This window comes from Microcoleus sp. C2D2, from assembly GCF_036702495.1.
GTDB lineage: Bacteria > Cyanobacteriota > Cyanobacteriia > Cyanobacteriales > Microcoleaceae > Microcoleus.
The window spans coordinates 1-18,921 of record NZ_JAUBTO010000151.1 but is presented as its reverse complement, the minus strand read 5'-3'; the positions used below and the strand labels follow the sequence as shown (position 1 = coordinate 18,921).

Below are 18,921 nucleotides of genomic sequence, written 5' to 3'. Positions count from 1 at the left end.
TAGGTGAGAAAATTTTTGAGGACTCTTAATTCATGAAAAGTCCCAGTCCTCTGAGTCCGATCTGCGGAATGTGGGTTATAACTGGGGTGTCCCCTGTCGCATACGCTCTCCTGAATTGCGTTGTGGCGATCGCACTGATTGCAGTATTGGGAAAAACCAATCTCTCTCGCCGAGAAATGGTTCTTGCGGGCTAACACGAGGTATAGCAAACATATAGGAAATCTTCATTATGAAGCCTAATTGTGGTGGCACCATTATCATCATTGGGGCGGGGATTGCTGGGCTGGCAGCAGGTTGCTACGCCCAGATGAATGGTTATCGATCGCAGATATTTGAAATGCACGATCAACCCGGTGGGCTGTGTACGTCATGGCGACGACAGGGATTTATTTTTGATGGTTGCATTCACTATTTGTTTGGCTCTGGGCAAGGACAGCCTTTCTATCGGCTCTGGGAAGAACTTGGCGTTATGCCGCAGCAACAATTTGTCCATCACGATGAATTGCTACGAGTTAGCGAACCTCATGGTAAAACCTTAATTGTCTACAGCAATCCCGATCGGCTGGAGCAGCATTTAAAAGAACTATCACCCGTTGATCGGCGATTAATTAGCGATTTCTGTGCTGGGATTCGCACGTTTACTCACTTTGATCTATCCCTACTTCAGCAGCAACCCAAAGCATTAATGCGTCTGGGTGACTGGGGACGCCTGATGGGAAAACTGTTGCCGTTTGTATGCCCAATGTCGCAGTGGGGAAACCTCTCAGCAACGGAGTTTGCCGATCGCTTCCAAGACCCATTTCTTCGCCGTGCTATTCCTCAGATGTTTGGCTGGGAAAGCATTCCAGTGATGGTGGGTATGTCTCTACTGGCGTATATGCACACCAAAAATGCTGGATTTCCGCTGGGGGGATCGCTACAATTTGCTCAAACGATCGCCCAGCGCTATCGGGAATTAGGAGGTGAAATCCACTATGAATCACAAGTAGAAAAGATTTTAGTGCAGAATCATCGAGCGAATGGTGTGCGATTATATGACAACGAAAAATACTTTGCCGATCGAATTATTTCAGCCTGTGATGGACACAATACGCTCTTTGGGTTACTCGTTGGCGGAGCCTCTCCGAAGAAGAATCGGCAATATGTCCCTCGCGAGATGCAACGTTACTATGATGGACACTTACCCATTCATTCTCAACTACAGGTATCACTAGGAGTCAATCGAGATCTATCATCTGAACCGCATTGGACGACACATTTACTCGACGAACCTGTAGTCATTGCGGGGGAAGCGCGGTATGAGATTGGAGTCAAGCACTATTGCTTCGATCCCTCACTAGCACCACCAGGGAAATCGGTTCTGATGGTCATGTTGACGACTAATTATGAATATTGGCAACGTATTTACGGTCGATCGAGCTACGACGCGGAGGAACTTCAAGAATCGCAAATTCTCATCGATCTTCTAGAGCAATTTTACCCTGGTATTAAGACTGATATTGAGTTTGTCGATGTGGCAACTCCCTTGACCTACGAGCGTTACACTGGAAACTGGAAAGGATCGAGCTGTGGCTGGCTACTGACGAAGCAAACCCTCCCACTGTCGATAAAAGGATTACCGAAAACATTACCTAAACTGCGGAATTTCTACTTGATCGGTCAGTGGGTCGAACCCGGTGGTAGTGTGCCAGTGGTGGCAATGTCTGGACGCAATATTATTCAGCAAATCTGTCGGGAAGACAAGCAAAATTTTCGGGCAATGACACCTTAAAACTAGGGAGAAAATGTGGAAAATAAAACCAAATTGATGCTGATTAAAATCGTCCACACGGCGATCTGGATATTCTTCAATTTTGTGATTTTCTATATGCTTTATGCCGCGATCGCCAATAAAATCGATATCTGGCTCTGGATTGGTTATGGATTTGTATCTCTAGAAGGTATAATCTTACTAACCTTTCGATTCGTCTGCCCATTAACTCTGATTGCACGGAAGTATTCAAATTCAACAAAGGACAATTTTGCGATTTATCTTCCTAATTGGCTATCTAAGTACACGTTTTCAATCTATACAGCTATTGTAGCGATCGTTCTAATCGTCACAATCTATCAACTTCTGAATTAACAAACATAGGTAAGTATCATGTGGATTAAGTGGATTGCAATTATTGGTGTTTTAATCATAGTCAGCTTGGGAATTGCTGCCATTTATGGTAGCTATCGCTGGGAGTCAGATACCGATCGCCTACGAGCAAAATTAACAAATGGACGGCGAACAATTAAGCCCAAAATCTACGATCCAAAAGAGATTGAAGGCTTGCCAGAACCCGTACAGCGATTTTTTCGGACAGTAATTAAGGACGGACAAGCGATCGTGGCGGCGGTCAAACTCTCTCAGCAGGGACTGTTCAATATGAGTGAAACTGAGAACAAGTGGAGTCCGTTTACTGCCACTCAATTTCTGATTACTCAACGTCTGGGTTTTGATTGGGATGCACGCATCCAGATGGCTCCAGGAATTAATGCCTTTGTTCATGATACCTATCTCTTAGGAGAAGGCAGCTTACACGCATCATTACTCGGTCTTTTTACCGTTGCAAAAATACCCAGTACGCCTGAAGCGAACCAAGGTGAATTATTGCGGTTCTTTGCTGAGGCTCCTTGGTATCCCACTGCACTATTACCCAGTCAAGGTGTGCGCTGGGAGGCGATTAATGACACCTCTGCTCGCGCTACTTTGACGGATGGTGCAACCACTGTCTCCGTCGTATTTCAGTTTAATGCTGAAGGGACGATCGATACGTTTCGGACTGAGGCTCGTTATCGTGACAAGCTGACTGCGATGCCTTGGGGTGGTCGATTTGGGGAATATTCAGTTCGCAATGGGATGCTGATTCCTTTAGAAGGCGAGGTGGGATGGGAGTATCCAGAAGGCACTCGGCTCTATTTTAAAGGAAGAACTACAGAGATTAGCTATGAGTTTGTGCTGTAGCAAAATCTTGGGATTATAACCCTTGCCAATTTTTTTTACGATCGAGGTCGATCGCCCTAGTCACGGCCTGTTTGGTTGTTGCTAGCGTAGCTGCGGGCAAAAAAGCATCAATTAGGCGCGCAGAGGATTTGCGAGGCGATCGCTTTCTCAACAGGCTATTGACTCCGATAATTGACTTTCAGATATCGACTCTATCTAATGACAGATGTAAAGCTTGGACTATTTCTCTTGAATACTACTAATTAACTAAACCTTTAGGAAAATAGTAATGTTAGATATTGATGAAATGGGGCAAAAAGAAATACACGAACTCCTACACAAAGTAGGATACGGTCATCTGGGCTGCATACACGAAGGCAAACCCTACGTGATGCCAATGAATTATTATCTCGAAGAAGAGGACATTTACCTGTTTACAACGATCGGCATGAAGACTCACGATCTTGATGCAAATCCAGAAATTTGTTTGCAGGTTGAAGAAATACGCGAGCCGCTTCATTGGCGCAGCGCGATCGTCAATGGTCGAGCTTCGCGCCTCACTGAGCAGGAAGATATCGATCGGGTAATGCACCTCGTCAAAGAGCGCAATCCCATGCTCTCACCTGCGATCAATCGAACCTGGACTGATTCTCAGGGACGTTCAGAGGTAATTGCAATTTACCGCATCCACGAGACTGAAATGAGCGGACGCACGACTGATGGAGTCAGCAGTCGGTAAGAACCGATAAGAGTGCTCTCGTCAACCGTGCAGCAAACTTATGAGGCAACTTGTTGATCCTGTATGGCATCTCATGCACCTGTTTGGACACTATCGACCCAGCAAGTCTACGAAACCCTCTCAACTTCAGAAAAGGGACTTTCAGAGACAGAAACAGCAATCAGAATCAAGCATTACGGGTTTAATGAACTGCCCGAACCAGCCAGAAGATCGCTATTACTCCGCTTCACCGATCAGTTGACGCATTTCATGGCACTCTTGCTCTGGGTTGCAGGTGCGCTGGCTTTTGTGTCCGGTACACCAGAACTCGGCTGGGCAGTCTGGGCTGTAATCTGGATTAATGCCGGTTTCAGTTTTTGGCAAGAATTCCAGGCAGAACAAGCGTTAACAGCACTCAATAAAATGTTGCCCGCCCGCGCTAAAGTCTATCGAGATGGGAAGCTAGGTGAGATTCCCGTCAGGGAGATGGTTCCGGGAGATGTCATGCAATTGGAAGAGGGCGATCGCATCTCTGCTGATGCCAGACTGGTTTCGGCTCAGTCTTGTTATGTCGATGTCTCGGTGCTGACTGGAGAATCGCTGCCGGTTGCCCGTTCGGCGGAACCTGTAGCCACTGAAAAGATGCGTGCCTCCGAATCAAGCAATCTGGTTTTTGCGGGTTCTACCGTTTCGGCAGGGCGTGGATTAGCTGTCGTGTACGCTACAGGAACTCAGACCGAGTTTGGTCAGGTTGCCCATCTCACTACAACTGTGAAGCGAGAACCTAGCACCCTGGAAGTTCAAATCAACAGCGTGGTGCACGTCATCACCACGATCGCCCTCGGGCTGGGTGTTGTGGTGTTTCTGCTGACTAACCTGTTGGTGGGCATGGAACTCAAGGAAAGCTTCATTTTTGCGATCGGGATTATTGTGGCATTTATCCCAGAAGGACTGCTGCCAACGGTGACTCTGGCTCTAGCTATGGGTGTCAAGCGCATGGCAAAGCGTAATGCTCTGGTGCGTCGGCTCTCGGCAGTGGAGACATTGAGTGCCACCACGGTCATTTGTACAGACAAAACAGGGACGCTGACCAAGAATGAGATGACGGTTTGCCGACTCTGGATTCCGACATCTGAGATTACAGTAACTGGAATAGGGTACGACCCGACGGGAGGAGAGGTACAAGTTCCTGCAGGGCGAATGGAATCACAGGTAAAGCTGCTGTTGGCGGGTTCGGCGCTCTGTTCCAATGCCCGCTTGAACCATCCAGCAGGTTCCAGTCAGTGGCAGGAGATTGGCGATCCCACTGAAGCTGCTCTGCTGGTGGCTGCCCTAAAAAAGAAACTGAACTTTGAAGAACTACAGCGTCAGCTTAAGAGAACGCAGGAAGTTCCCTTTGATTCGCGCAGACGGATGATGAGTGTCGTGCTGCAAAGAAGTTCGGATAATTCAGGTTTAGGGTTTGAGTTAGAAGGGCAATCGGACAATCTCAAACCGCTAACGGCTCCCTATCTGATTTTTACAAAGGGATCGCCATTGGACGTGCTGCAACACTGTAAACAGATTTTGAAAGATGGACACATAGAAGAATTATCAGCAGCAGAACGGGCAGAGGTGACTGCTGTTAATGATGGATTTGCAAGTCGAGGTTATCGAGTTCTGGGAGTTGCCACGCGGCAGAAAGAGGAGCAACCGCAAGACGCGCAGGAATTGGAGCAAAATCTGATCTTCGTTGGGTTGGTGGCAATGATTGACCCGCCGAGAGCAGAAGTTGCCGACGCGATCGCCCAATGCCATCAAGCAGGTATCCAGGTGACGATGGTAACAGGAGATTATGGACTCACCGCAGAAGCGATTGCCCAGCAAATTGGCTTAGTAGATGGTAAAGCTAGGGTAGTTACGGGCGAAGAAATGGGACATCTTTCGGATGCCCAGTTGTGTCAAATATTGCAGCAAAAATCCGGGTTAATCTTTGCTCGCGTACAGCCGGAACAGAAGTTAAGGCTGGTTCAGGCTTACATCGGGATGGGTCATACCGTAGCGGTGACGGGTGATGGGGTGAATGATGCTCCAGCCTTGAGAGCTGCCAATATCGGCATTGCTATGGGGCTCAGCGGCACGGATGTGGCGCGGGAAGCGGCTGATATTGTGCTGATTGATGATAACTTCGCGACTATTATTAGTGCGATCGAGGAAGGACGAGCTGTATATCAGAATATTCGCAAGTTCATCACCTATATCCTGTCCTCGAACATACCAGAATTGCTCCCTTTTCTGGCGATGGTGTTTTTTAAGATTCCGCCGGCTTTAGTCATTCTGCAAATTCTGGCGATCGATCTAGGCACAGATATGGTTCCCGCCCTAGCGTTGGGCGCAGAAGAACCGGAGGCAGGCATCTTGCTTCAACCGCCACGCAAAAAGTCGAAACCATTACTGGATAAGTCTTTAATGCTGCGTGCCTTTCTGTTTCTAGGGTTGCTCGAAGGCTTGGTAGGAATGATAGGTTTCCTGCTGGTTTGGCGGTCAAATGGTTACGGGATTACCGAGTTGCAGGGGATGACTTCGGCGATTCTTGCCCGATCGGGGACTGCTACTGAGATGGCAACTTATCATCAAGCAACAACTGTGACGCTGGCGGCGATCGTGGCTTGTCAGGTTGGAAACGTTTTCGCCTGCCGCAGTGAGCGCACCTCAATTTTTAGATTGGGCTTTTTTAGCAACCGTTTGATCTGGTTAGGCATTGCGGTTGAGTGGGGACTGATTCTATCTATTATCTATTTCCCACCTTTACAAAAAGTCTTTGCGACCGCACCCCTATCTCCCTGGCAATGGTTAATGTTGCTCCTCTGCCCACCATTGATACTAATCGCTGATGAAATACGAAAGAAAATTGTTCAGGCAGGGTAAACGCATCTTAACTTTAAACCCAAATATGCTACAGTTAAATCCGACTAAATTTCAATAAGGCATTTGAGGTTAAAAATCTTTGTATATGACGACGACGGCTATTTTCTTGTATTGGTAACGGCAGGTTGGCAGCTCATCTTTATATCCTTACTTCTCGATAATTCTGTAGTAGCTACACCCGCATTTTTAGAGTAATTAACTGTCAAGTGCTCAGGTATTTTTGCCGGATTGTTTGATAAAATTGTCGTAGCATTTATGGTTGTGGTCTTGTTATTTTGACGAAACCATTCTTTTCTATCATAAAACAGTCCCTCACAAATAGCTGTCTAATAACCTCACGGTTTATTCTCAATAAGCACGGTTTTCTTCTCCATTTTTTTCAGGGGGTCTGTTGCTTGAACAGCTTTTCCTATCTAGGTTTTACCTTCCTTGTCGCCCCCTCAACCCCCCAGGTCCAAAGCTTGATTTATCGTCTTAGTTAAGCCCAATCAGAAGGGCTAAATTATACCTGACCGGACTTTTAAAACATCCTCTTATAATCTAAAACTACATATCGCTGTAAAAATATGAGTAAGTTTAGTAAAGTATTTGAATATTTAAGTTGAACTCTTATCAACTGATGCCTGCAGGCGATCGATCGCACAATGCAGGCATTTCATTTCACGGGCAATTCGATCTAGTTGTGTGAAAACAGGAGTTTGTTCTAGAACAGCTTGCCGAGTTGATGTTACAGAAATTGGATTTGTAGCCAACTCTGATATCCTAATGAGATGTAACTGTTCAATATCGTTGTGAATGGCTGCGATATAAATATCTAGCTTCGGTAAAGCTAGAGGTAGGTGTCCCTGTTCCAGCGCGTTGGCTAAGTTCTCTAAAACTTGGACAATCGCATCGGTAAATCGCTGGAAATCTGCGAATTGGTACTCTCCGCTAAATTTCCGCTGATGTTCTGCTAGAGTGGTGACTGAGCTGAAAAAGGCACGAATGTAGAGTATCAGCATCGCGATCGGTTCAACTTCTCCTCGAACGTGACGGGGCTCGCTGAATAACCTTTGAGCAGCAGCATTCGCATTCGCATTCTCTAATGCTGCTTGATAATGCAGGTTTCTAATAGTTTCAGTCGAGGAGTTTTGTTCTGGGTTGATGTAGCTAGCTACAACTTGTTGAAAGTAGGCGAGATTAGATCGAATAGTTTTTGCTAGTTGTGCGGGAAGTTGCGATTGCTCCCAACTGGGAAATAACAAATAGCTGCCGAGTAATGCTAAAATTCCTCCAATTAAGCTATCGACAATGCGTAATACTCCTATTTCCCAGCCGCCTTTACTTGTCATATTCAGTAGCAATATGACTACGGGAGTGAGGAGTGTGATAAAGATGCCGTAGCTCAGCGATCGCACCGACATAGCAGTGACTAAGAGTATCAGAAGACAGACTAATATGGCCACTGGATTGTGGATAAGTATGACAAGGGCAATGCCAAATATGCCCCCCAATGTAGTTCCAATCACCCGTTGCACCGTTGTCTGAGAAGTACCGCCAAAGTTCGGCTTTAGGGCAACTACAGCAGTGAGCGTGACCCAATAGCCTGTGGGTACTTGCAATAACACGGCTACTAATTCAGCGGTCGTTACTATTAGCGCCAGCCGCAAAGCGTGACGAAAAATAACAGAATTAAACGTGAGATTGTTCCGCAGCGTGTCAATGATTGAAGAACGCTGTGGCTGTATTGGGGGATAAATATTGAGCTGGGCGATGCTGCGTCTTTCTCCCCGTTGTAAATCTGTGGCAAGTTCCGCATCTGTATGAATTTGTTCTGCTAGCGCTTTCAAACTAGCTACAATCTTGCCAAGACTCACCAAGTCAGCATAGTCATCTGCGTAAGCCAAACTCGCCTGATTCAGGACTTGAGAGTGTATGATTTGCCAGTGGTGTTCTAGTGCCTCGATCGCCCGATCTAGATCTCCCAAGTGAACAAGGTTCTTTTCTTTGGCGAGGGATTCTGATAAAAATTGTAGAGCTGTTGCCGATGCTTCCATCACTTGCTGAATTTCTCTGTGCAACTGCTGGAATAAGGGACGAGAGGAGGCGATCGCTAATAGTTCCACCAATGCTACAACCGAATTGGTAATTTGGTTGACATCCTCAATTAAGACGAGTAACTGATTGCCGTGCAAATCAGCACTTTCTCGACCCGTCCACACAGCACTCCAAACACTCCGGGCAGTGGTCAAATTCTCTATTACGCTGTCTTGAGCTTGTAAGAATTGCTCTCCCCACGGACGACGCTCTGAGAGAGTTAAGGGTATCTCGCTTGCCATTCGCACAAATTTGCTCAATGTCGCATAACAACTGCTGGCTGCCTCAGTCGCAGGTGTATAAGGGCGTAACACCCACAATAAGAGAGATAACACCATCGCCCATAAAGCTCCAGCTAGACACAGCGCACATTGCAGAAGAACAGTAGAGAAATCTGGAAACGAAGCGAATTTTGCTAGGCAGACGATAAACATAATTGATGTCACCAGGCTAACCGTCGCGGCGCTCGTGCCAAACAGACCAGCTAAGCCAGCGACGAACATCACCAAGAACGTTGTTGGAATTGCTAACCACAGGGTACTACTAACCAGATTCGCTATTAACAAGGCGGCAGTAATGCCAATGGTTGCTGCGAGCATTACACTTGCTTTTTGGCGATAGGCTCCACCCGTATCGACCATCCCAACAAACATGGCTCCCATCACCGCGATCGCACTTGCAGCAGGATGACCTGTAATAAAGCCAACTGCAATGGGCCCGCTCACTGCCAAAAGGGTACGCAAGCCATAAAGGATGTCAGGTTTACCGGGCAATGGCTGAAACTGCTGCAACAGCCAGTTTAGAGATTGTCGATGGTCAGATGGCATTACTAGGCTACCTCTGTAAATTAAATTAACTGCTGGTACAAGTGATGAGACAAAAAAGTTTTTAACACATTCTTTAACAAAAATTAATTTAAAAAGCTTGACATAGAATCCATCTGAACGGAAATGTGCTGCCAGATATTATTTTGGCTGAAGCGCCCCCACTTTTAGCACCCTACGTGAAATTGATTCCAGGCTTTGAACTCCACCTGATACCTGAACGAGCCGTGGGGTGGTGGCAAACCGAGGATTTGCCCGACTTTAAGAATCGCGTACGTGTTGTCGGTGACAACTTACACCGGGATTACACGCTGAAGAATACTGAAGCTGCTGATCGCCTGATCCATCGCTGGACATCGGTGCTAAAGTCGAGCGAGCGAAATGCCGTGCACGTCATCCCGTTTAGCCTGTATTTCCGCAATAACATTCCTTTGCAAGCTGTGGGCCATCAATGCGGCACCTGCTGCTTTGGTAGCGACCCCAAAACCTCAGTATTAGACCTCAACTGCCTCACCCACGATTTGATAACCTTTATGTCGTCGATGGTAGCAGGTCAATCGCACTTTCGGATCTCGACCAGTTATAGAGCTGTTTTAAAACTTATCAACCAAACAATCGAATTAACACCAAACAAAAAGGTATAAAAAATATAGATTGATGGAGCGCACATAGCTCGACCTAAAGAAGGCATTTTCAGGGTTTTCAAAGAACCGAGGGGGTGAACTAGACCTAAATATAAAATATCCTGCTTTCCGCCTGCAGTTTCCTGCCAAATTACTGCTTTTTTGTGTCGAGCGTGTATTTCTATGTTGAGGCTGGTTATGGCTGTTCTCTATCGGTAGCAAGCAATGGTTTTGCAATCGCAAACCCTGACTAATGCGTGCAGACGAAAAATATCCACCCCCCATGAATATTGAGCATACTGCTTACCCGCAGTTCAAACGTTATTGATATAGAATAAGGAACGACGGCGATGATCGCGAATGAAGCCCAAATCATCAATAAGAGCGGTAAGGTATGGGACAGGCACTGCGAACTATTTTGTGGTTGGAATATATTAGCGCTCGCTCTTTACGCCTAAGTAAGTCGGCGCTTTAAAACGCAACTATGTAAACGATGTAAAGTCTCAAAATGCTCTCTACTGGCTGACTTAAGCCTATTTACATACTGTTACATTATTCGGTTTAATCCCGCCTACCTACTTAGAGATTACTACCTGGACTAATAGGGTGGAGAATTATAACCGCCATTAATAGCTAGGAGTCGAGCGACTGCTGTAAACCAAGTCAGGGAATAAATGTTTAGCCGACTGTCAAGCTTTATCAGACAACAACAGTTTAGCCGATTGCAAAGCGCGAGTCCGACAACAGCAATTTACGCGACTGTCAAGGCTGGTATAACGGCTACTGTGTTGCCAATTTTCTCATACTCCTTATTTGATTTTTTATTCAATTTAGATAACGGCTACTGTGTTACCAATTTTCTCGCACTTGCTCAACTTGATTCTTAGGCTGCATGACATGAAATCTGTCGATGACAATTTTGGCATTTGGGAATACCTCTTTTACAACTTTTGGAAATCCTCCCCACATATCAACGCTGACTTCCTCAACTTTCTCTCTGATCTCAATTGGTTGCTGCTTAAGGATTTCAATGATGTCATCTTGTTTATGACTATCAATCACTTCTAGCAATTCTCCTAAGTCAATATTTGATACGACCGTGACCAAATTTTGATGTCCTTTGCGTTTACTCACTTCATCAATACTCACCCGTTTTACTTCTTCCCAATTCTCCTTTTTTTTGAGAGAAAATTGGTGGTTAAATATTCCCTGTACTTGATCCCAACTTAAAAATTCATCTCGACTTACCTGCTCTACACTCGCACTTTGCACTCGTTGATAAACATACTCTTCAGATCTTTGTGTGTATCGTCTTTCCCAATCTACAAAGGGTAATTCTTCCGTAAAATGTTTTTGACACTGATGACAATAAAATTGGCGGCGTGGCGTATTTAAATAAATTACTTTGCCAAATACTGATAAATCTCGAATCAGTATCGGTCGATTTTGTTTTAATTTTCTACTCTGCGTATTACAATGGGGGCAAGGAGCTTCATCATGTAAGAATCTCAGCTTGAGAATAATTTTATTTTCTTCTTCCGTAAAACTTTCGATGGTTGTATTTGGTAAATTTAGCAACCTATCAAGATGCAAGTCCATGCCTATCACCACGTATTCATTGTATCTCATTATACATTAATCCCCTCAAACCCAGAAGAGCCAGAAAGAGTCAATTTTATACTTATCCCAGTGAGTTTATCGAGTTTTTAGACCGGGCAATTCACACAGTATTAAATCCGAAAAAATCTCGTTAAAGTAAAAGAGGGGGAAGGGGAAGGAAGGATAAATTTTAGCTTTTTCTCTTTAATAAAAGCTAACAATAACCTATAACTTTCCATTCGGACGTTCGGTAAGCGGGGTTCCCGTCGGACTTCGGCGTGAGGCTTCGACCATGAGCTTAGCCGAATTGTGGCTCGATTGAGCGCAAGCCGAATGTCGCTCAGTCGAGCCGCATAGTTCACGGCGAAGCCTTCCTTTCCCCTCCCCAAATAATCAGCTTTTTCTACCCTTCCCCTTCCTCTTCCCTTCCTTTTTCCACCCTTCCCCTTCCCCCTCCCCCTCTTGCAAACCTTTTAAGAGATGAAAAACTGATAAATTCCGAGCGCATAGAACCCGATTTAAGGTTAAGGAAAGTGGCAAACCTGCGCAAGTCATTCGTCAAAGTGAGACGGAATAAATAGTCAGCAATAATGGAGGCCATCCCCTGATTAATTGTGAGACTCTGAGCGTTAATAGTGGCTAACTCAGCACAAGATAAATAGGTATTTGCCAGTTCTTCAGGCTGGGATTCTCTCAAATTGGGGCACTGCCAAATAGGAGAGGGTAACGCTCCCATAATGCCTGTTTTCTCAAATTGATCTAGGTGAGTAATTAACCCCTCACCACAATTATGACTACCTAGTAGAATTTGACCGCTATCAAAGTTATTGCCAGCATCAAGATACCAGATTCTTGGAATATCAGAGTGGCGGTTACTTTCTAGTGTTTTGCCGAGGGAACGACGAGCCGCACTATTGTCAACGCAGCCAGTGATAATTACCAAATCATTCCAGTATGATTTTACCAATTTGGGGTCAAAATAGTCAGGAATTGCACTAATTTCTAGCCCCCAGGTAAGATTGTAACGCAAAGCAAGAGTAGCGGCTTTATTCAATCCGAGTTCAGATTGACAAAATCTCTGCCTTCCCAAGTTTTTCTCTTCAACAATGTCAGGGTCAACAAAGGCAACATTGACATTTTTACCACGTTGTTTGAAAACGTAAGCTAATCGTGCTAAACTTTCAGCTACATAAGAGCCAGTGCCCCCACAGCCAACGAGCCACAAGTGTAGGTGAGAGTAATCTTTGATGAGGAGAGGGGTAGAATTGGCGTACTCAAAGTCAAGGTTTAAGGGAGTTTTGGTAAGCATCGGTGATAAAATATGGCTCTTCAAATACAGAATTAGCTTTAATTAAGCTATAGTGTCCAAAAATTCCGATTCTGACTAAAATCTCAGGAGTCAAGGTATTAACTTTACCCAATACTGCATAGAGGCGAAAACCCCGCTCGTCAGCATCATCTGTGCTGCTAAAGAAAGCAGGCAATTCTGCGTGAGAGTGGCACTCAATTAAAGCAGTTGAGTAGGATGAATTGTCAAAAGGCTGGCAGCTCGTTCGTGTAGTCAATTGGAGTGGAATTGTCAGTTGCCATTGATTACTACTGTTAAGGGATAGGTGAAATAAAATCTCTGTGAGATTGTCACTACTATCTTTGGTGAATACAGCCTTTGTCAATATAGAAAGTAGCAGTTCTGATGGTACTAAACGAGTCTCAAGGTGCAAGTATGGTTCTATAGGTGGCAACCCTTTGATAGTATTGGGCGTTGAATTTGCAACAGGAATCATGGCCTCTAGTCCGGGGCGAACTGAACGCACAAACACGCCGTTAGAGGCTGTAACGTATTCGCAGAATACCCCAGTAGCAATGGGAGGCAAGGGAATAGAGGCATGAATGTGGTTAAAAAGTTTTAGCATTAACTTAAACTTTGTGTTGAACAATAAATATTGAGTGCAGTCCCTACATAGAAGTTTTGATTTAGGTAGGGTTAGCAATCAATAGGAGGTGTTGCACTAAAGAGTCAATTGAAGGACTGTACCTCACTTCAACTAAATCTTTAACAGGATAGGTACGCCTTTTTCTCAAGGCTAAACTTTTCAGATGTTCTCTGACATCTTGGGGAAACTTTCGGCTTTTTTGGCTGGATAAGTCAGCATTGAAAGGAGTGGTTATGAAGCTCTGCCAAGCAATATCAATGGTTTGAGTTGAAGCAACAGGTGGAGTATTTTTCCCCAGCAAATTAAACCGTTTGGATGGATGTTTGGTAAAGGAGTGTGGTAAGCTTTCGACTCTGGGTTGAAAGTAGCAAAATCAGTTGCAAATACCCAATATTGAGTGTTTTGTCCTACAAATACCAAGGCAGTTAGTGGAATAGTAATGGGTTTACTCTCATCAAATTGGAGGTTATATTGGGCAGGAGATATGAATTTTACTACCCAATTTCCTTGAGAGTTAGTTCCCCACCTTATGACTCCTGGGGGCATCCAATCCGTATCAATCGGCTCGTGAGAAAATGCAGTTCTCAAACTGACAGAGGAGAGTAGTTTGTAGTGTTCCTTTGTTCCTTCTCGATAATGGAACAGATATTGTTCTTTGATGAACAGTAATTCAGCATCAATTTCTGCTAGCTGTCGGGGAGCTGTTTGCAGAATTTCACGAAAGACTTCTCCTGACAAATGTTGCATAATAACTTGAAATCGATAGAGGTTATGGAGCTAACCCGATAGGTAAGGTTAGCTCATGCTTGAAAATTAATATTCGTTCGACTGCATTAGCGTAGCAACTCTCCAAGTTTTGTCGGGGTCTTCTGGACATTCTGAACCAATTTCCTGATTTTCCAGCCATGCTTTTTTGTCAAAATAATCAATTTTGAAAAAATAGCTTTTACTGTTAAGTTGAATGCTCAGAAAATCTCGTTCTCCGTAGGGGTTGTTGCCAGCTTCAAAACTGTTAAAATCTCTTAGTAATTGCAGTAACTTTTGTTGCTGTTCGGGAATAAGAGCTTTTACAGCTTGAGTAATCCGAATTTCACCAATTTGGGTATCTCCTTGACGTAATTGGTCATTAAGACGTGCAATTCTTTCGGCTTTTGTTAGAGTTTCAGTCATAATTAAGACCTCAATTTTCAACAGCTACAACCGCACTAGCGGTTGCTGGTTCACTCGTAATTATTCGGATTCAGGGGTAATTCAAATTGACAAAGTGCTTTTGTTCCAGAGTTCAAGAATTTGCTGAAAATGTCGATGGCGGTCAGTAGCAAGCCAGTCAATGACCTGTTGAGCCTGGGTTATTAATTCTTTAGCACTTTGCCATTGTTCTGATAAAAATATCAAGTTTTCGACTGTCCATTCTCCAAATTGATACTCGTGTTGAACGCAGCCGTCAAGCCAAATATTACCCGTTGAGTAATTGAGGAAACTCAGTACAATTGGCACCCCTTTTACGGGAAATTCAGCCACAGAGCAAAACTGTTGGAATTGCTGATGATTGATACTATCTGGTGGTAGAATCTGAGAAAACGAAACTTCAAATTCTTGTTCATACCAATCTTTCACCTCATTTTCAGTTAGCCAATTTAGTCCTTCAGAACTTAGAGACAGCAGGATTTGCCATTCAGGAGCTAAGGAATCAATATCTTCATAGCTCAACCAATCCAACCCCCAAGACTCAATCAGGAGTTGGTCGAGGCGTTCTTCTTGTGCTATTTCTAATTGCCAGGGGCTGATCGGGATAAGTTCTGTTTCGTCAAGAAGACGGAAGAATTCTAATTCGCGGGGGCTATGATTATCAGGAGTATCCGAGTAAATAGAACTGGTACTGGTAGCAAATTCAGTTGAAAAAAAGTGCTGGTAAAGATTGAGAAGTTGAGCGCTATTGAGCGTTTGTCTGAGAAATTCAATCGCTTCAAGTAGCTTAGTTACTGGGTAGGAGTGTCGCAAAGCGGCAATGGCTTGCGACACAGACAAAATAGTTGCAGGCATTAAAAATTAAGAGGAATTTGGAGACAAGCAATAGCTGGCGCAAGTTGGAGTTTTTTGAGAGTGTCTCTAAATCGCTGTAGTTCTTGCTCACCCAGAGCGATCGCGTCAGAGAGTTCTTGAGCCCGACTTGCCAAGGTTAGCGGAGTAACACAACCGCTGATACAGTCGCATTGCAGAGCCCAAGTGAGTTGGACAGCTTGATTCGGTTCTTCCGGTGCTGCGACAAGTGAGGGGAGTGGGGAATGGGGAGTGAGCAGTACGCATAGTTCTTTTTTCCAATCTTCTTCTACACCCTTTGTCTTGGCTTGTTTGATGATTTTAATGGGTTGACCTGTTTTTCGTTCAATTGTAGCGGAGCTTAATTCAGGGAAGTAAGGAAGTAGGACTTCTAGCAATTTTTCATCATTTGCAGTAATTTCGTTGGGCAGTTCGATTTGCCTGCCTTCATATTCTATTAGACTCATTGTTACCTCTTTAAAACAGGGGGATTTGTACTCCAGCTTCACCTTTGTTGACGGGGTGGTTAGCAGGATTTTGAAGATTTAATTTGGCTTTTTTCCGGGGTTGACCAACAGAAGAACGAATTTGAGCGCTCACTTTTCGGTTAGGTAGGTTAGAGGCTAACCGCTGGAGCAATTCTTGTAAATGGTTTGGCCAAGCTCCAATCGAGTTTTCTCTAACTTGTACTAATAGTGGTAAGTCGTCATGGCTCGTTGCTGTAATTTCTACGATTCGCCCTTCTGGATGCCCATCGTCTGGTCGCATAACAATGTGGATTTTGATTGTACAAAAATTGAATTCATAAGGTTCTGATTCTCCTTCATCAAGTAAGTCAGGACTCTGTGAAGTGTTCTCAGTTTTGTTGATGGTTTCACCCACTTTTTGAGTAGCTGAAAGTGGAATATCCTCTCCAGTTGGTTCGGAATTTGGTTCTATTTGGGTCATGGCTGGATTCGCAGTACAAGCAAGTGCAGCTTATTCTCAAAAATTGCCGCGATCGCGGCCTTGCTTTTAACGATCTATTTTTTGTAAAGTTTTAACGGTAAGCGTGTTTCCCAAGAAATTTCTTAATTAATTCCCATTAATTATCTGTCCGACAAGATGCGGTCGCACTTGTCTCTATTGATTCTTTGATTGTAATTGCTCAACCCCCTTGACAAGAAGACGAGATAGACATTAGATAAAGGAATGGAAAAACTACCCGGCTTAAAGCAACTATTGAACGAGGCAAAAGAAGCCTTGATAGTAGAGCTATGGCAAGAAATCCAAAAACTCAGCGCAACATTAGCCACCTACGAACCTTGCGCCAGAGCCATCTCCCAAAAAAACTCTTCAAAATTCCGAAGTATTGATAGAGAAGGAATATCTATTGCGCTCGCAAGCTATATTACTATTAGCCACATCTACGATTGCACAGCTATCAATCAGAGCATATTTACTTATGCAATTGTAACTATCCGTACAAATGCGATCGCTCTAGAGCGTCAATCAATACTATGATAAAAAGTTGTAGTTAGTAGAGAATCAGTAAAATATATAAAAAATTCTCCCAGCTATCAGTAGGTTCTGTCGCTGGGAGAAATCGCTGGAAAGTCGGTTGATTCAACTAACGCAGGTATCTCGATTAATTCGATTTCAAACCTTCGCTGCATTCGCCGTTATTCTTTAGGCACAGTAGGCTTTGGTTGCATGTCAAAAATAATCACAAATGTGCGCGTTTTCACTAATCGCTGCAAAACCCGTAGATGATCATCTGCATCGTTTCTCTTACGAAATCGTGCCACAATAACACGCTGACAATTAGGAAGCAGGCTAATGATACACCACGGGTGCAATTTTTCAGAGTAGGTCATTTTAGTACCTCAGCAGTAAAAGTAACAGATTGTGCTCTTGTTTCATTGCTTGCCAAGACAGTAATTGAATAATCTTGTCAAAGACAGGTCACGGTGACATTGATATTTGACAAGGTTTGTGCTAATACAAGCTCAAATTATCTTTTGATGCTGAAAAAGCTTGGTGTATGGCAGCCACCTAAACTGTTGGAACAAGTCAGCAGTATATGCTTGTGATAACGCATACAGTCGTTGCCCTAAACAGTCTTTCCGTTATACGCGCCACTATTAATCCAGGCTATTCTCTTCGCAAGGCGGACACAGGAAAGCCACCAATGTCTCTGGAATTTCCTCAAAATGCTCCAGCAGAAAATCCATTAAAGCCAAATGACGCAAATCGACAGCAGTAGGGAATCGGCGATTTTCCCCCTTTCTAAACCAACCCCGCACTGTAGAATCAGAACGAGAACAAATAAAAGCAATTTCCTCATAACTCACTCCCCACTTTGCATAAAACTGCCTCGGTGTCATTCGCAATTGGCATTCACTATAAACTGCAATCAAATTGCGTTCTCTATCTGTCAAAGTCTGCTGCTTTTTTATCATCCTCAAACTTCTCCAAATCTTCCTCCCAGGCAGTATCAAACTGACACCACTTTGCACTCTTGGAATCAGGAGTAAGGCAAATGATGTAGCACCACATCCAACAACGCTGACGCTGTTCGTAGTTGTAAAATTTGCCGATAACTATTCCCCAATCGGCTTCTTCGCCAACATCGGCCCAGCGCACCATCTCGCCACACTCAAAGCGCGGGGGATGAATTTGGGCAAAATTTGCAGGCAACTCAGTTGAAGGTGGTATATCCTTCAACTGTTTTAGTGGCAGGCCCGAAATCAAATCTCGCTTTCCTTTTGAGATTGACATGAGTTCTCAACTGTGCATCTATTGCACTCAATTTGTTTTGATAGATTTTCCGACCAATTTCTGGATAAAGAAATTGCAGCGCGACATCTCCTTGAATCAATCAATTGGAATCTATATTTGACCGACTATTTTCAAATTCAAACTCTGACTAGGCTATGAATTTTTTGAGACTCCGCCTAATCGCGTTGACTCCTTTTTTGCCCGCTGCAATTAATTTCTAGACTGCTGTTTGTCCGAGAGAAGGTACTAAAACTTTGCTTAAATCGGCTGCGTTTGATCAACCAGAATCCCTTCTAGGATTTATTAGCAGGAGTATTGCCACTGCCAGCAGAGAAGTTGGCAGCGATCGCCCTCAACGGCAAGAGTTGCTACCATATCTAAACCGGGGACTAACCATTACTCACAAGTTAAGCTAAAAGCACTATTGTCAATGAGTAAAATTACTCATCTTTTACCTGTTGACCCAATT

At 44.2% G+C, this 18,921-nt stretch carries 18 protein-coding genes; 7 read left to right on the top strand and 11 right to left on the bottom strand.

Annotation, left to right across the window (positions count from 1 at the left end; all coding sequences use genetic code 11):
• Nucleotides 1-229: 229 nt before the first annotated feature.
• From QUB61_RS31870 to QUB61_RS31850, 5 genes are all read left to right on the top strand, one after another.
• A complete protein-coding gene (locus QUB61_RS31870) occupies nt 230-1,771 on the top strand; it encodes an NAD(P)/FAD-dependent oxidoreductase (protein ID WP_333134129.1) in 1,542 nt (513 codons plus the stop codon).
• Between the two features lie 15 nt (nt 1,772-1,786).
• Entirely contained in the window at nt 1,787-2,125 is a 339-nt protein-coding gene (locus QUB61_RS31865; RefSeq protein WP_333134131.1) for a hypothetical protein, read from the top strand.
• 18 nt (nt 2,126-2,143) lie between these two features.
• Nucleotides 2,144-2,992, top strand: coding sequence for a DUF6920 family protein (locus QUB61_RS31860; RefSeq protein ID WP_333134133.1), 849 nt, complete (start codon nt 2,144-2,146; stop codon nt 2,990-2,992).
• A gap of 268 nt (nt 2,993-3,260) precedes the next feature.
• Nucleotides 3,261-3,710: a pyridoxamine 5'-phosphate oxidase family protein gene (locus QUB61_RS31855; protein WP_333134135.1), complete on the top strand. Its 450-nt coding sequence runs from the start codon at nt 3,261-3,263 to the stop codon at nt 3,708-3,710.
• Nucleotides 3,711-3,773: 63 nt separating this feature from the next.
• Entirely contained in the window at nt 3,774-6,596 is a 2,823-nt protein-coding gene (locus tag QUB61_RS31850) for a cation-transporting P-type ATPase (RefSeq protein WP_333134137.1), read from the top strand.
• 596 nt (nt 6,597-7,192) lie between these two features.
• Here the strand turns inward: QUB61_RS31850 and QUB61_RS31845 are convergent.
• Nucleotides 7,193-9,499: an FUSC family protein gene (locus tag QUB61_RS31845; RefSeq protein ID WP_333134139.1), complete on the bottom strand. Its 2,307-nt coding sequence runs from the start codon at nt 9,497-9,499 to the stop codon at nt 7,193-7,195.
• A gap of 125 nt (nt 9,500-9,624) precedes the next feature.
• Between QUB61_RS31845 and QUB61_RS31840 the strand changes: the two genes are divergently transcribed.
• Entirely contained in the window at nt 9,625-10,140 is a 516-nt protein-coding gene (locus QUB61_RS31840; protein ID WP_333134141.1) for a GMC oxidoreductase, read from the top strand.
• An 828-nt stretch (nt 10,141-10,968) separates the two neighbouring features.
• On the opposite strand, the gene QUB61_RS31835 is transcribed toward QUB61_RS31840, so the two are convergent.
• The 8 genes from QUB61_RS31835 to QUB61_RS31800 all read right to left on the bottom strand — a co-directional run bounded on the left by QUB61_RS31835 (nt 10,969) and on the right by QUB61_RS31800 (nt 16,640).
• Nucleotides 10,969-11,748: an ISL3 family transposase gene (locus QUB61_RS31835; RefSeq protein ID WP_333134143.1), complete on the bottom strand. Its 780-nt coding sequence runs from the start codon at nt 11,746-11,748 to the stop codon at nt 10,969-10,971.
• Nucleotides 11,749-12,121: 373 nt separating this feature from the next.
• Nucleotides 12,122-13,027, bottom strand: a complete 906-nt coding sequence (locus QUB61_RS31830; protein WP_333134145.1) for a ThiF family adenylyltransferase — start codon at nt 13,025-13,027, stop codon at nt 12,122-12,124.
• Nucleotides 12,999-13,631 carry a hypothetical protein gene (locus tag QUB61_RS31825; RefSeq protein WP_333054899.1) on the bottom strand — a complete coding sequence of 211 codons (633 nt, stop codon included), beginning with the start codon at nt 13,629-13,631 and terminating at the stop codon, nt 12,999-13,001. Before QUB61_RS31825 ends, QUB61_RS31830 begins: the two co-directional genes overlap by 29 nt.
• A 252-nt stretch (nt 13,632-13,883) precedes the next feature.
• A complete protein-coding gene (locus tag QUB61_RS31820; RefSeq protein ID WP_333134148.1) occupies nt 13,884-14,399 on the bottom strand; it encodes a hypothetical protein in 516 nt (171 codons plus the stop codon).
• Between the two features lie 66 nt (nt 14,400-14,465).
• Nucleotides 14,466-14,822 carry a DUF3768 domain-containing protein gene (locus QUB61_RS31815; protein ID WP_333134149.1) on the bottom strand — a complete coding sequence of 119 codons (357 nt, stop codon included), beginning with the start codon at nt 14,820-14,822 and terminating at the stop codon, nt 14,466-14,468.
• Between the two features lie 81 nt (nt 14,823-14,903).
• Entirely contained in the window at nt 14,904-15,695 is a 792-nt protein-coding gene (locus tag QUB61_RS31810) for a hypothetical protein (RefSeq protein WP_333134151.1), read from the bottom strand.
• On the bottom strand, nt 15,695-16,159 hold the full coding sequence (locus QUB61_RS31805; protein ID WP_333134153.1) for a hypothetical protein: 465 nt from the start codon (nt 16,157-16,159) through the stop codon (nt 15,695-15,697). Before QUB61_RS31805 ends, QUB61_RS31810 begins: the two co-directional genes overlap by 1 nt.
• A gap of 10 nt (nt 16,160-16,169) precedes the next feature.
• Nucleotides 16,170-16,640 carry a hypothetical protein gene (locus QUB61_RS31800; RefSeq protein WP_333134155.1) on the bottom strand — a complete coding sequence of 157 codons (471 nt, stop codon included), beginning with the start codon at nt 16,638-16,640 and terminating at the stop codon, nt 16,170-16,172.
• A gap of 243 nt (nt 16,641-16,883) precedes the next feature.
• Between QUB61_RS31800 and QUB61_RS31795 the strand changes: the two genes are divergently transcribed.
• Nucleotides 16,884-17,195: a hypothetical protein gene (locus QUB61_RS31795; protein WP_332946638.1), complete on the top strand. Its 312-nt coding sequence runs from the start codon at nt 16,884-16,886 to the stop codon at nt 17,193-17,195.
• A 620-nt stretch (nt 17,196-17,815) separates the two neighbouring features.
• Here the strand turns inward: QUB61_RS31795 and QUB61_RS31790 are convergent.
• Nucleotides 17,816-18,133, bottom strand: coding sequence for a helix-turn-helix domain-containing protein (locus QUB61_RS31790; protein WP_333134157.1), 318 nt, complete (start codon nt 18,131-18,133; stop codon nt 17,816-17,818).
• On the bottom strand, nt 18,102-18,452 hold the full coding sequence (locus QUB61_RS31785; RefSeq protein ID WP_333134158.1) for a hypothetical protein: 351 nt from the start codon (nt 18,450-18,452) through the stop codon (nt 18,102-18,104). Before QUB61_RS31785 ends, QUB61_RS31790 begins: the two co-directional genes overlap by 32 nt.
• Nucleotides 18,453-18,921 lie beyond the last annotated feature (469 nt).

Coding starts and splice junctions, on each gene's coding strand:
- QUB61_RS31795 (WP_332946638.1), top strand. CDS start 16,884: ATGGAAAAACTACCCGGCTTAAAGCAACTATTGAACGAGGCAAAAGAA.
- QUB61_RS31805 (WP_333134153.1), bottom strand. CDS start 16,159: ATGAGTCTAATAGAATATGAAGGCAGGCAAATCGAACTGCCCAACGAA.
- QUB61_RS31850 (WP_333134137.1), top strand. CDS start 3,774: ATGGCATCTCATGCACCTGTTTGGACACTATCGACCCAGCAAGTCTAC.
- QUB61_RS31800 (WP_333134155.1), bottom strand. CDS start 16,640: ATGACCCAAATAGAACCAAATTCCGAACCAACTGGAGAGGATATTCCA.
- QUB61_RS31790 (WP_333134157.1), bottom strand. CDS start 18,133: ATGATAAAAAAGCAGCAGACTTTGACAGATAGAGAACGCAATTTGATT.
- QUB61_RS31785 (WP_333134158.1), bottom strand. CDS start 18,452: ATGTCAATCTCAAAAGGAAAGCGAGATTTGATTTCGGGCCTGCCACTA.
- QUB61_RS31855 (WP_333134135.1), top strand. CDS start 3,261: ATGTTAGATATTGATGAAATGGGGCAAAAAGAAATACACGAACTCCTA.
- QUB61_RS31825 (WP_333054899.1), bottom strand. CDS start 13,631: ATGCTAAAACTTTTTAACCACATTCATGCCTCTATTCCCTTGCCTCCC.
- QUB61_RS31860 (WP_333134133.1), top strand. CDS start 2,144: ATGTGGATTAAGTGGATTGCAATTATTGGTGTTTTAATCATAGTCAGC.
- QUB61_RS31870 (WP_333134129.1), top strand. CDS start 230: ATGAAGCCTAATTGTGGTGGCACCATTATCATCATTGGGGCGGGGATT.
- QUB61_RS31810 (WP_333134151.1), bottom strand. CDS start 15,695: ATGCCTGCAACTATTTTGTCTGTGTCGCAAGCCATTGCCGCTTTGCGA.
- QUB61_RS31845 (WP_333134139.1), bottom strand. CDS start 9,499: ATGCCATCTGACCATCGACAATCTCTAAACTGGCTGTTGCAGCAGTTT.
- QUB61_RS31835 (WP_333134143.1), bottom strand. CDS start 11,748: ATGAGATACAATGAATACGTGGTGATAGGCATGGACTTGCATCTTGAT.
- QUB61_RS31815 (WP_333134149.1), bottom strand. CDS start 14,822: ATGACTGAAACTCTAACAAAAGCCGAAAGAATTGCACGTCTTAATGAC.
- QUB61_RS31820 (WP_333134148.1), bottom strand. CDS start 14,399: ATGCAACATTTGTCAGGAGAAGTCTTTCGTGAAATTCTGCAAACAGCT.
- QUB61_RS31830 (WP_333134145.1), bottom strand. CDS start 13,027: ATGCTTACCAAAACTCCCTTAAACCTTGACTTTGAGTACGCCAATTCT.